The sequence below is a fragment of the Gilvimarinus sp. 2_MG-2023 genome, from assembly GCF_030547685.1.
Classification (GTDB): domain Bacteria; phylum Pseudomonadota; class Gammaproteobacteria; order Pseudomonadales; family Cellvibrionaceae; genus Gilvimarinus.
The window spans coordinates 52,252-65,174 of record NZ_JAUOQM010000047.1; the positions used below are offsets into that span (position 1 = coordinate 52,252).

Annotated in this window: 13 protein-coding genes; 1 reads left to right on the plus strand and 12 read right to left on the minus strand. The window is 50.5% G+C overall.

Features of this window, described 5'->3' with window-relative positions; genetic code table 11:
* From Q4526_RS11485 to sbcB, 8 genes are all read right to left on the minus strand, one after another.
* A complete protein-coding gene (locus Q4526_RS11485; RefSeq protein ID WP_215977224.1) occupies window positions 1-552 on the minus strand; it encodes a FixH family protein in 552 nt (183 codons plus the stop codon).
* Complete coding sequence (ccoG, locus tag Q4526_RS11490; RefSeq protein ID WP_215977225.1) at window positions 552-1,982, minus strand: cytochrome c oxidase accessory protein CcoG; 1,431 nt, start codon at window positions 1,980-1,982, stop codon at window positions 552-554. The genes Q4526_RS11485 and ccoG overlap by 1 nt, the downstream gene beginning before the upstream one ends.
* A 100-nt stretch (window positions 1,983-2,082) precedes the next feature.
* Window positions 2,083-2,997, minus strand: coding sequence for a cytochrome-c oxidase, cbb3-type subunit III (ccoP, locus tag Q4526_RS11495; RefSeq protein ID WP_215977226.1), 915 nt, complete (start codon window positions 2,995-2,997; stop codon window positions 2,083-2,085).
* A gap of 2 nt (window positions 2,998-2,999) precedes the next feature.
* A complete protein-coding gene (locus Q4526_RS11500) occupies window positions 3,000-3,215 on the minus strand; it encodes a cbb3-type cytochrome c oxidase subunit 3 (protein ID WP_215977227.1) in 216 nt (71 codons plus the stop codon).
* A gap of 1 nt (window position 3,216) precedes the next feature.
* Window positions 3,217-3,828: a cytochrome-c oxidase, cbb3-type subunit II gene (gene ccoO / locus Q4526_RS11505; RefSeq protein WP_215977228.1), complete on the minus strand. Its 612-nt coding sequence runs from the start codon at window positions 3,826-3,828 to the stop codon at window positions 3,217-3,219.
* A gap of 12 nt (window positions 3,829-3,840) precedes the next feature.
* The gene (gene ccoN / locus Q4526_RS11510) at window positions 3,841-5,289 is read right to left on the minus strand and encodes a cytochrome-c oxidase, cbb3-type subunit I (protein ID WP_215977229.1); all 1,449 of its coding nucleotides are present in this window, start codon (window positions 5,287-5,289) and stop codon (window positions 3,841-3,843) included.
* 225 nt (window positions 5,290-5,514) lie between these two features.
* The gene (locus tag Q4526_RS11515) at window positions 5,515-6,735 is read right to left on the minus strand and encodes an argininosuccinate synthase (protein WP_215977230.1); all 1,221 of its coding nucleotides are present in this window, start codon (window positions 6,733-6,735) and stop codon (window positions 5,515-5,517) included.
* A 262-nt stretch (window positions 6,736-6,997) separates the two neighbouring features.
* Window positions 6,998-8,449 (minus strand): exodeoxyribonuclease I, encoded by a 1,452-nt coding sequence (sbcB, locus tag Q4526_RS11520; protein ID WP_303609640.1) that lies wholly within the window; start codon window positions 8,447-8,449, stop codon window positions 6,998-7,000.
* 93 nt (window positions 8,450-8,542) lie between these two features.
* Here sbcB and can point away from each other — a divergent pair, with 93 nt between their 5' ends.
* On the plus strand, window positions 8,543-9,172 hold the full coding sequence (can, locus tag Q4526_RS11525) for a carbonate dehydratase (RefSeq protein ID WP_215977232.1): 630 nt from the start codon (window positions 8,543-8,545) through the stop codon (window positions 9,170-9,172).
* Window positions 9,173-9,220: 48 nt separating this feature from the next.
* Here the strand turns inward: can and Q4526_RS11530 are convergent, their stop codons facing one another.
* The 4 genes from Q4526_RS11530 to Q4526_RS11545 all read right to left on the minus strand — a co-directional run bounded on the left by Q4526_RS11530 (window position 9,221) and on the right by Q4526_RS11545 (window position 12,842).
* Window positions 9,221-9,949, minus strand: a complete 729-nt coding sequence (locus tag Q4526_RS11530; RefSeq protein WP_215977233.1) for a sulfotransferase family 2 domain-containing protein — start codon at window positions 9,947-9,949, stop codon at window positions 9,221-9,223.
* A 139-nt stretch (window positions 9,950-10,088) separates the two neighbouring features.
* Window positions 10,089-10,439 carry a 4a-hydroxytetrahydrobiopterin dehydratase gene (locus Q4526_RS11535; RefSeq protein WP_215977234.1) on the minus strand — a complete coding sequence of 117 codons (351 nt, stop codon included), beginning with the start codon at window positions 10,437-10,439 and terminating at the stop codon, window positions 10,089-10,091.
* 51 nt (window positions 10,440-10,490) lie between these two features.
* Complete coding sequence (locus Q4526_RS11540; RefSeq protein WP_215977235.1) at window positions 10,491-12,011, minus strand: fumarate hydratase; 1,521 nt, start codon at window positions 12,009-12,011, stop codon at window positions 10,491-10,493.
* A 75-nt stretch (window positions 12,012-12,086) separates the two neighbouring features.
* Window positions 12,087-12,842, minus strand: a complete 756-nt coding sequence (locus Q4526_RS11545) for a hypothetical protein (protein WP_215977236.1) — start codon at window positions 12,840-12,842, stop codon at window positions 12,087-12,089.
* Between the last annotated feature and the right edge of the window lie 81 nt (window positions 12,843-12,923).

The window sequence follows — 12,923 nt, forward strand, 5'->3', positions numbered from 1 at the left end:
TTACGGCTGTGCGGCTGAAGATGACGCCGTAACCGAAGGGCTAAATGTCCAGCGCTGATCGCGCGTAAAATTCATCTCACCTTTAAGGCGCCATGGCGCTTCGTTGCGATTTTGTTCACCAACCGGCACCAATGTTAAGTACCAGTGCTGATCACTATTGGGAACGCTGGCGGTATACTGGTTGGCACCTGTTTTGGTGGCTGTTACGGATAAGTCTTGAGTTTCATCCACCGGATGATCAAGCCACAAGACCAGTGCTTCTGGGTGTGGAATCATCGGTGAATGCAACACCAGCTGTAGCTGTTCATTGTTACTTTGCCAAACAATATCAACACTTAATTGCCAGTTGGCCGCGCGCTTATCTTGGGCGAGAGACTGATTAATCATTCGCCCTTCTTTGTAATAATTATCGATAACCGTATCATCAGCCATTTTTACAGCGACAGTGACAAAAGAAAGCGTCACTATCACCACCACGATTAATGGCGTAAGTACAAACCAAGCCCAAGGTTCTTTATACCAGGGTTGTCCTTCTTTCACATCGTTTGACATCAATACTCTCTTAAAGGTGGCCCAATAAAGCTGGTGGTGTGCTGGGTAGTTAAGTTTTGATCATCTAGAGAGGTGACCGTTAGCGTTATTTGCGTTTCTACATCTTGTAGTGCTTTGCGCTCAACGGCCACTCGCATAGGAAAGGTGAAGACCTCGCCAGATTCGACTTCTAACGCCTTGTAACCCTGTACCCGGAAAGGGTAATCCCCGCTCACTTCGACAGCATAACGATGCGCCTGACCATCCATGTTATTAATTTTTAAGGTATAAACGTTTTGTACGTCCTTACCACTGATGCGGTACATTCTTACCCCGCGGTCACGCAGTAATTCCATTCCCAGTGGCGTGCGGGTAGAAATGTTGTACACAAATACGCTGACCATCACCAACAGCACCAAAAGATAACCAATAAAACGTGGCCGTAATACATGGGTTTTACCGTTTTCCACGGCATCTTCTGTGGTAAAGCTGATCAAGCCGCGAGGATAATCCATTTTATCCATCACGGTGTTACAGGCATCGACACATAACCCGCAATCAATACATTCAGACTGCATACCTTCTCGGATATCGATATCCACTGGGCAAACCTGTACGCACCACGAGCAATCAATGCAGTCCCCCAACCCTTGGGCTTTATAATCATCCCCAGGCTTGCGAGGGCCTCGTTTCTCACCGCGCACATAATTGTAAAATACCGTGAGCGTATCCGTATCGTACATAACTGCCTGAAATCGAGCGTAAGGGCACATATATTTGCACACCTGTTCACGCAAAAAACCGGCATTAATAAACGTTGCTGCGGTAAAGAAAAACACCCAAAAAGCGGCCGCTGGGTGTGCATCCAAGGTGACCAACCCAACAATTAACTCGCGAATAGGAACGAAATACCCAATAAAAGTAAGGGCCGTTATCAATGCGATGAGAAACCAAAGGCCAAAGGTCGCTCCCTTTTTCAACACCTTTTCAAGCGACCAAGGCGCAGCATCCAATTTTATCCGTTTGTTGCGATCCCCTTGGCAAAAGTACTCGACAAAAATGAACATTTGCGTCCAGACTGTTTGCGGGCAAGTAAATCCGCACCAAACCCGCCCCACCAAGACCGTTACCGTGAACAATAAAAATGCACTGATAATCAGCAACCAGGCCAAATACATGCCATCGTGCGGCCAAAAAGTTGTCCACAAGACATGGAATTTTCGTTCGGGCAAATCAAAGAGAATGGCCGGTCGGCTATCGATCATTAACCACGGCAGAAGGATAAAACCGGCAATCAACGGTAGGCCTGTATAACGGCGGAGCTTTTGGTAAAAACCAGTTATACGACGAGTGTAGATTTTGTCTTCCGCTTCGTACAAATTAACGTAACGAATACCACTGTCATCGGAAGACTCATCACTGGGGGTATTGCGGGGGGTATCTTGATTCACACAGACTCCTCGAACGATCGGGGTCAAATCTCCGGAAAATTCTGCGACTGTGTCGCAAAATTTTCCGGACTAATGGCATAATCAATCGGCCACTACGCTTTTAGTCTTGATCCTCATAGGGCAGCGACAAGCTGTATACATAAGCCGCCAATAGATGGATGCGACTTTCTTTTAACAACTCTTGTTGTGCGGGCATAACGCCGTTACGACCTTCGCGTAAAGTCTGGCGAATACCGCTGGGCTCACCACTGTACAGCCAAATATCATCGGTCAGATTAGGTGCACCTAACATTGGATTGCCGGTAGCATCTGCTCCGTGGCAAGCAACGCAATTGCGCTTAAAGTGCTCAGCACCAACGAGAGCCATTTGTTCATCGTGCTCACGCCCAGATAAACTCAGAACATACTCAGTAGTTTGTGCAATACCTTCATCACCCAAGATCGCAGCCCAGGGTGGCATTGCGGCTTTACGCCCCTGTACGATGGTTTCTTTAATTTTCTCTGGGCTACCGCCCCAAATCCAATCGTTATCAGTCAAGTTGGGGAAGCCATGATTACCACCGCCATCGGCGCCATGACACACGGCGCAGTTATTGGCAAAAAGACGCAAACCCATTTTCATAGCGTCTTGATCTTGCGCTAGCGTTTCAATCGGCATGGCATTGTATTTACCAAATTGCTCGGCGTAGCGTGCATCAGCTTTTTGCTGATGTCTTTTCAGCTCTAACTCTTGGGTCCAGCCACCGGGGTAGAAGCCTTTAAAGCTACCTAAACCCGGATAAATCATTAGGTAGACACCGGCAAAGATAAAAGTGGCGATAAACATTTTAAACCACCAGCGCGGCAACGGATTGTCGTATTCTTCAATGCCGTCATACACATGACCGGTGGTTCGATTCTCCGGCGTTTCATCATCTCGCACAGCTACCTTGCGATTGGCCAACAAAACCCATAACACCAACACTAAATTGGTCAGGGTTAGGCCGATAATCCAAAGGCTCCAAAAAGTACTCATAATCAATCCCGCCTAGCTACATCATCGGTCGATGAATCGGTTTCATCTACTTCATTGTCATCGTTGTTAGTGACGTCATCGCCTTCATCAGCAAAGGGTAAGTTCGCAGCATCATCGAAACGCTTACGCCGTTTTGGGGCAAACGCCCACCAGCAAACACCGGCGAAAGCGATGGCCATCAGTACCGTGCTAATGGCCCCCAACATCCCTTTATCCATGCTAACGCTTCTCCTGCAAAAGCGTACCAAGCTGCTGCAGATAAGCGACTACCGCATCCATTTCCGTCACACCTTTAACCTGCTCTCCTGCCCCTTCGATATCTTCATCGGTATAGGGAACACCAACTTTGCGCAAACCGCGCATTTTGGCCTCGGTGAGTTTGCCATCCAAGGTCTGATCATAGAGCCATGGAAAGGAAGGCATATTGGATTCGGGCACAACAATCCGTGGATTAAACAAATGAACTTTGTGCCAGTCATCGGAGTAGCGTCCGCCTACACGTGCCAAATCTGGCCCGGTGCGCTTTGAACCCCATAAAAATGGATGTTCATACACACTTTCACCGGCTACCGAATAGTGGCCGTAGCGCTCGACTTCCGCTCGCAGTGGACGCACCATTTGCGTATGACAGACATGGCAGCCTTCGCGTATGTAGATGTCGCGCCCTTCCAGTTCCAGTGGACCTAAGGGCTTTAATCCGGCGATCGGTTCGGTGGTTTCTTTTAAGAAAAATTGCGGGACAATTTCTACCAGGCCGCCAAAACTAATGGCGACAATCACCAACACGGTCATTAAACCGATGTTTTTTTCGACGATATCGTGACCTTTCATGCGTCTTCTCCCTTATACCGTCTGTGGTTTAGCGTCGGCTTTGGCATCCACCGAGTCGGGTGTTTGCGCTGTGCGATAGGCGTTATAAGCCATCAGCACCATACCGGACAAGAAGAATACACCACCCAAAAAGCGTACAAAATAACCTGGATAGCTGGCTTGAACTGCTTCGACAAAGCTGTAGGTCAAGGTGCCATCATCGTTAAAGGCACGCCACATCAAGCCTTGCATAATGCCATTGACCCACATGGAGGCGATGTACAATACAGTACCAATGGTCGCCAACCAAAAGTGGATATTGATCCACTTAACGCTGTACATTTCTTTGCGACCAAACAAGATTGGCAGCAAGTGATAGATAGCGCCAATGGAAATCATCGCTACCCAGCCTAAAGCGCCGGCATGCACATGGCCGATGGTCCAATCGGTGTTGTGACTCAAAGCGTTAACAGTTTTGATCGACATCATCGGGCCTTCAAAGGTCGACATCCCGTAGAACGACAGTGAGACCACTAAAAAACGCAGAGTCGGGTCGGTGCGCAGCTTATGCCAGGCGCCAGACAGTGTCATAATACCGTTGATCATACCGCCCCAAGACGGTGCCAACAGAATCAAAGACATCACCATGCCTAAACTCTGAGCCCAATCTGGCAGCGCTGAGTAGTGCAAATGGTGCGCGCCGGCCCAGATATAAATAGAGATAAGCGCCCAGAAGTGGACAATAGATAACTGATAAGAGTAAACCGGACGGTCGGCCTGCTTGGGTACAAAGTAGTACATCATGCCAAGGAAACCTGCGGTCAGAAAGAAACCCACGGCATTGTGCCCATACCACCACTGCACCATAGCATCGGCGGCGCCGGCGTAGGCCGAATATGACTTCATCCAGGAAATAGGAATGGCGGCACTATTGACGATGTGCAGCACGGCCACGGTCAAAATAAAACCGCCATAAAACCAGTTGGCCACATAAATGTGTGAGGTTTTACGCTTGACAATCGTGCCAAAAAACACCAGCGCGTAGGACACCCAAACAATAGCGATCAATATATCGATAGGCCACTCGAGCTCAGCGTACTCTTTAGTGGTGGTATACCCTAGCGGTAGGGTAATAGCCGCCAATACAATCACCAATTGCCAGCCCCAAAACGTAAAGGGCACTAACCACCCCCCCCACAGTTTTGCCTGACAGGTGCGCTGTACCACATAGTACGAAGTACCAAATAAGGCACAACCGCCAAAAGCAAATATAACGGCATTGGTATGTAATGGACGCAAGCGGCCAAAATGGGTATACGGCTGAAAAATGTCATTTAACTGGGGCCAAACTAGCTGGGCGGCAATCAGTACACCGACACCCATACCAACAATACCCCAAACAATGGTCATAATTGCGAACTGGCGAACGACTTTGTAGTCATACACCGGGTGATCTCCCGCCGCAACAAGGTTACTACTCATAGGACCTTCCCTACTCTCTTTGGCAAAACACAAATTGTATGAATATTGTTATTTGAAGTGGCGCACAGAGCGCTACCCGCCCTAGGTGCGATTATCCAACACCTAGGACTGATAAGATTTGATTTTCATCAACTATAGTACAGTCACCAGCATTACGACATCAGCGCCCTAGCGAGCGGAGAAAATCTGGCAGTTGATAACACCCTAAACAAGTTAGGGCAATCGTTACAGCAGTTTGCGGCCTTTGTTGGCGGCAATTCGCATACGCAGAGCGTTCAGCTTGATAAAGCCTTCGGCATCTTTTTGATCGTAAGCGCCGGCATCGTCTTCGAATGTGGCGACTTTTTCATCGAATAAGCTGTCTTCTGAGCGACGACCCACAACGTGAATACCGCCTTTATACAGCTTTAAGCGCACATCGCCATTGACATGCTCTTGAGACTCATCAATCACAGTTTGCAGCATTTTGCGTTCAGGACTCCACCAGTAACCGTTGTAAACCAACTCGGCATACTTGGGCATCAAACTGTCTTTTAGGTGAGCGACTTCACGATCCAGAGTAATGGACTCAATGGCGCGGTGTGCTTTCATAATAATGCTGCCGCCGGGGGTTTCGTAGCAACCGCGAGACTTCATACCCACATAGCGGTTTTCTACAATATCCAGACGACCGATGCCGTTATCGCCACCTAATTGATTGAGTTTGGCCAACACTTGTGCGGGGCTTAGGCGCTCACCATCGATGGCGACAATATCGCCCTTGTCAAAGGTAAGATCAATATAAGTCGGCTTATCAGGTGCAGCTTCAGGAGAAACACTCCAGCGCCACATCTCTTCTTCCGCTTCGGCCCAAGGCTCCTCCAACACACCGCCTTCGTAAGAAATGTGCAGCAGGTTGGCATCCATCGAATAGGGTGATTTTTTCTTACCAGAAGAGAAATCCACCGGAATATTGTGCTCTTCACAATAAGCCATCAGGGTTTCACGCGAGGTTAAATCCCATTCGCGCCAAGGGGCAATCACCTGAATACCCGGTTTTAAGGCATAGGCACCCAACTCAAAACGCACCTGATCATTACCTTTACCGGTTGCGCCGTGGGATATTGCATCAGCTCCCGTTTCGTTGGCAATCTCGATCAGGCGCTTAGAGATCAGCGGGCGAGCAATGGATGTACCCAGTAAGTACTCGCCTTCGTAGATGGCGTTAGCGCGGAACATGGGGAAGACAAAATCGCGGACAAACTCTTCGCGCAGATCGTCGATATAAATTTCTTTAACACCCAAGGCTTCGGCCTTAGCGCGGGCGGGCTCTACTTCCTCACCCTGACCAATATCGGCAGTAAATGTCACCACTTCACAGTTGTAAGTTTCCTGCAGCCATTTAACGATCACCGAGGTATCCAGACCACCGGAATAGGCCAGTACAACTTTGTTGATGGATGACATACTCTGCTCCTAATTGATAAGAATTCTTTTTCGCGCCCGGGCACCCAATCACAATTACTTTACTATGGGCAATGGGTAGGCGTTCCATAAGCGCGGGGAATTGTACAGCCAAACGCGCACAATTCCCACCGTAACGTCACCAAATTACACACTTAACTCTGGCTTAACATTAGCCGCTTCGCTCTGTGGATAACCCGAGCAGCCCCTATGCATTATCGAGTAAGGACTAGCCTACCTAAAATACACCGACCGCTTACCGCATTTATACCTGACCGCCAGCCTCAAGCAGCCGCTGCTGGGCCCAGCTCGACAATTCGGCCAGTAATGGTTTGAATCGTTCATCTTGCGCTGCCAACCGAGTCAGCTCGGCCTCGAAATCGGCCTGAACAATGCCGGCACCCGCCGCGGGGTCGGTTAAGCGCAGCAGACAAAACTGACGCCAACGCTGAGCCTCGTCGGCAGACAAGGAGTCGGGGAAATTGCGCGCGCGGTAGCGCCAAAAAAGCTCGGGCAAGCGTTTATCGTGAAAATCAAACTGGCCGCTGGCCATGCTGGCGCTGTCGCCAGCGCGAATTTTACGGGCCAGCGCCCGATCGTGATCATCCAAAAAACCGTCGTAAAGCATGGCGTCTACATCAGTGCGAGGGGTAAATTCACTCAGCTGATATAGCTCAGCCAATTTGGCGCGCAGCGCCGTCATCTCCACCAAGCTCAAACTACAAAGCTGTTGCCAGTGGCGCTCACACTCGGCCCGATCTAGCCCCAAACGTTGCTCAGTGGCCTCATCCAGCATGGCAACCGGCAACACCATAGGCGATTTATTGAGATGAATCTCTTTCAGCGCTAAACGCTCTTGCCCCTGGGGCAGATCGGCCGTGGCGACAAACAAGCGCTCGACCAACACTGACGCGGGCTCGTTTAACAGCGTCCGCGGCGACTGACTCAGGTTAAACGCAATCACGCTGTTTTTGTTTTTAGGATGGTAAGCCAGCGGAACCATTAGGGCGCAGTTGCCCTGCTCTGAGGAAAACATGGAGGAAATATGCAGCACGGGCTTGAGCGCATCGATATCCAACTGCCGGGAAACAAACTGTTTATTGCGCAGCTTATAGGCAAACTCAAACAACTTGGGCTGGCGCTGCTTGATCAAGCGCGCCAAAGCAATAGTCGCGTAGACATCACTCAGCGCATCGTGGGCAGCGCCGTGCTCTAGCCCATTGGCTGCGGTGAGTGCCTCGAGCTTAAAACAGGGTTTACCATCATCGTAGTTGGGCCACTCAATCCCCTCTGGTCGCAGGGCGCGGGTCATACGAACGACATCAATAATGTCCCAGCGGGAATTACCCGACTTCCACTCGCGCTCATAGGGATCGTAAAAATTGCGGTAAAAACTGAAACGGGTCACTTCATCATCGAAGCGAATGGAATTGTACCCTACACCGCATGTACCGGGAGCTGAGAGCTCCTGATGAATACGAGCGACGAAATCACGCTCACTCAACCCCTCTTGCTGCGCCTTGAAAGGCGACAACCCTGTCACCAAACAAGCCATTGGCTTGGGCAACAGATCTTCTGGCGGGCGGCAGTAAACCATTAGCGGCTCACCAATGGGATTGAGTTGCGCATCCGTTCGAACCCCGGCGAATTGACTGGGACGGTCAACCGCCGGAACCTCTCCCCAGGTTTCATAATCGTGCCAATAAAAAGTTTGCACTGCCCGCACATCCTTTGTTGGTAAACATACGTATTACTGTACCATCTCTAGCACCTTGGCATATACTGGCGGGCGAACTGAATGGGGGGAGTAATGAGCAAACTAGACCATCTATTTGAGAAAAACGCCGAGTGGGCCGAGAATATTAAGGCCGAGGACCCGGATTTTTTTACTAAGCTGTCCGAACAACAAACACCGGAGTACCTTTGGATTGGCTGCTCAGACAGCCGGGTACCCGCCAACCAAATTGTCGGCCTGTTACCGGGCGATGTCTTTGTGCACCGCAATATCGCCAACTTAGTGATTCACACCGACTTAAGCTGCCTGTCGGTCATGCAGTTCGCGGTGGAGGTGCTCAAGGTGAAACACATTATGGTTACCGGTCACTATGGTTGTGGCGGCGTGAAAGCGGCAATGGATAATCAGCAAGTTGGCATTGTCGACTATTGGATTCGCAACATCCGCGATGTGTACTACAACAACCAAGAAGAACTGGAGCACATTGACGACGAAGAACAGCGCCTAGAGCGCTTAGTCGAGCTGAATGTTATGCAACAGGTGGCCAATGTATCGCACAACAATATCGTGCAAAATGCTTGGCTACGAGGACAAGAGTTAACCATTCATGGTTGGTGTTATAGCATCAAGGACGGCATTATCCGCAACCTGATGGAGCCTATCGATAGCCCTGATGACATCAGTGAGCGCTACCGCCTCACCTAAATAACCTTAGAATGTGCCGGCCCGCTACGGGGCCAGCATATTTAACCTTCAGAGCTTTTCGCAGGCACGCCGGTACAGTTCCATATCTTCCGCATTCGCATCCAGCAGCTGCCGATACAATTTTGCACCGATCTCTGACTTAATTTGGGCCAATCGCTCGTCCAGCGACTCATCAAGGTTGCGAGAGACGTTTTTGCGAACGGCTTTTAGCTGCATGGCAAATCCTTCAGTTCGCAACCACGACTCAAGCTTTTCCATCGACTCATCAAAGCGGTCCACCACACCCACAAAAGGCAGCTCCGCTAAAGCCTTGTGAGCACGCACCTGTTCATCCCCCTCTATGGGGTGATAATTCAAACACAAACGGTGGGCGTGAAAGTCGCGGCACAAGCGGTCACGAACGAGCGCAAGGCGGCATTCAATATAGCCGGCCAAGGAAGTATTGCGAGCCAAAACAGCACCAAAATTATCCGTACCCTGCTTGCGCTCAAAAGTATAAATAGAGGCAATACGATCCACCGGGTGGCGAATAAAGAGCACAGGTAAACACTGTACACCTTCGATTTTGGGCACGGGAAGATGCGCTGTATGCGATGAAAACACAATGGCATTTTTTTCCCGCGTCACCCAATCGGCGACCTGGGCTCGGTTCGACTCTATCGCTCCGGGAAACTCTTGCGTTACCCACTGCTTTTTGCTGATATTCTTTTTAAATTCAGAATCCAGCGACGTGCCGGCATTTTTAAAAAAATGGTAATGAAATATAACTTTTCGCATTCGTTTCCTTAAAAACTGTACATAACAGTACAACAGTCCACCGAGAAATAAGTGGAGCTGAATGTACTGAATTAATGCGTCTCAAGCTGTAACAAATTGTATTCTAGCTGGCCGACTCAGCTACTGAAACAATACAGCGTTAATCTGAACCGGGCATGAACAAAGCACTGGTTTTAGCCGCCATAATAAAATCGTTTTTATGTAGACCACGAATTTTATGACTCCACCAGTAAATCGTCACCTTACCCCACTCGGTTATCAGTACCGGGTGATGGTCAAACGAATCGGCCAACTCCCCTACTTGCTGAGTAAAGGCCAGCGCTTGAGCAAAGTTGGCGAATGAAAACTCACGCATCAACTGAGCTATACCGCCCGGCTCAATAACTTGCCACCCAGGCACTTCCGCCATGAGTGCGCTAATTTGTGCAGCATTCAATTTAGGCGCATCGGCTCGACACGCCTCACAGGATTGCTCTCGTAGTTGTGTCATAGTTCACCTCCGGGTAAGCGTGAGGTGTTATTTAACACCGTTAAATCGCTGTTAAGCGACTGTTACCACGCCCTCTTCAATTTTGGCCCGCCAAATCTCGGGGCCGGTTTTATGCACGGACTCGCCTTTGCTATCTACAGCGACGGTCACAGGCATGTCTTTCACATCAAACTCGTAAATGGCTTCCATCCCCAACTCCGGGAAACCCAGCACTTTCGCGGATTTAATCGCTTGAGCGACCAAGTAAGCCGCACCGCCCACAGCCATCAAGTAAACCGACTGATTGTCTCGTATCGCTTCAATAGCGATAGGGCCGCGCTCGGCTTTACCAATCATTCCCAGCAGGCCGGTTTCTTCCAGCATAGTGCGGGTGAATTTATCCATGCGGGTTGCTGTGGTCGGCCCTGCAGGCCCCACCACTTCATCGCGCACCGGGTCTACCGGGCCCACGTAATAGATAAAGCGGCCGGTCATATCGACTGGGAGCTCTTCGCCCTTGGCCAATAAATCGATCATTTTTTTGTGGGCGGCATCGCGACCGGTCAACATTTTGCCTGACAATAGTATCGTATCTCCGGGTTGCCACTCTTTGACGTCGTCGGCAGTTACGCTATCGAGGTTCACCCGACGCACGGTATCCGATACTTCCCAGCTAATCTCCGGCCAATCTTCCAGCGAAGGGGGCGTTTGTAGCGCAGGGCCTTGACCGGTCAAGGTGAAATGAGCGTGACGAGTCGCGGCGCAGTTAGGAATAATCGCCACAGCTTTGTTGGCCGCGTGGGTAGGATAATCCTTAACCTTAACATCCAGCACCGTGGTTAAACCGCCCAAACCCTGAGCCCCGATCCCTAAGCGATTCACCTTATCGAACAGTTCCAAGCGCAACTCTTCGCTGCGATTATCCGCGCCTTTTTGCTGCAGGTCTTGAATATCGACAGGTTCCAGCAGCGCCTCTTTAGCCAGCAACATAGCCTTTTCTGCCGTGCCGCCAATACCAATACCCAGCATACCGGGTGGGCACCAGCCCGCTCCCATTTTAGGCACCATCTCCAGCACCCAATCCACGACCGAATCCGACGGGTTGAGCATGGCAAACTTGGTTTTCGCCTCACTACCGCCGCCTTTCGCAGCCACATGCACATCCACCTCACTGCCGGGCACGATGTTGTAGTGAATGACCGCAGGGGTGTTATCGCCGGTGTTTTTGCGGGCTCCATCGGGGTCTTCCAAAATGGATGCGCGCAGTACGTTATCTGGATTGTTGTAGGCGCGGCGTACACCCTCGTTGACCATATCGGTCAAGCTCTGGGTAGTATCCCACTGCACATCCATTCCCACGGTGACAAAGACCGTGACGATGCCGGTATCTTGGCAAATTGGGCGATGCCCCATGGCGCACATGCGAGAGTTGATCAAAATTTGAGCCATGGCGTCTTTGGCGGCCGGATTGGCCTCGCGCTCATAGGCTTCATTCACTGCCTGAATAAAATCAACGGGATGGTAGTAAGAAATAAACTGCAAGGCGTCGGCGACGCTCTCGATAAAATCGGCTTCTTTAATCACGGTGGTCATAGCAAAATCTCTGAGTCTTTGGATTTTGCCGCGAATTTTACACCAATGCGGCGAGCTTTGCCCGCCACACTCTCACTATTGGCCCGCCGATCCACCGAGCTGCTGCTTCAGCTGCAAAATATCGCGGTTGATGCTGCGGCGGTAAGCATCGATGGCGTTAATGGCCTCTTCGTTGGTTTTGACACGTGTCGCCAAGCCACGCAAGCCCGGCATTTGTTGGGTGACGCGCTGCACGTCGATGCTGAGGCTTTCAATCTGGTCGGCACTGGAAGATAGGGTTTGCATGGCTTTTTGTGCATCGGCCAATTGGCTTTCTAGACCCGCCAGCTTGCCTTCAAGATCGCGCTTGAGACTTGCGGACGCCGCTCTGGCACTGGCGGCGTCTTTTTCAGCACCACTCACGCTGCGCTTGTTTGCTGCTATGGCTTCTTTATTGGCCTGAATTTGCTTGCGATTTTTATCGTGCGAAACACCCCAGAGCTTACGGATCTCAGAATCTGCCCAATCCAGTTTATCGCGTATGGCATCGACGGTTTCGCTGGATTGATCTGAATTTAAATCCAGACGAGCTTCCAGATCGGTTATTCGATTTTCCGCTGCTACTAAACTTTTTTGCGACTCGGTCAACAAATACGCCAAGTATCCGCCGCCACCGATTCCGGCGAAGGCCAACAGCAACGCCAAGACCGCCACCACACCCGGCCCGGAGCTCTCGCGAATAACTTGTGGCTCAGTCTCGGCATGCGTCCGGGAGGCCCCACCCGGCGCCAGCTCGTGATGATCATCCCGCTCGGCAACAATGCCGGACAACGTGGGTTCTTTGCGTTCCATAAACTACCTTTTCAAATCATTTCTCTCTGGGCACTGGTTATAACAGGTATGACCACAAAAAAGAAGGGATGTGCACAGCTT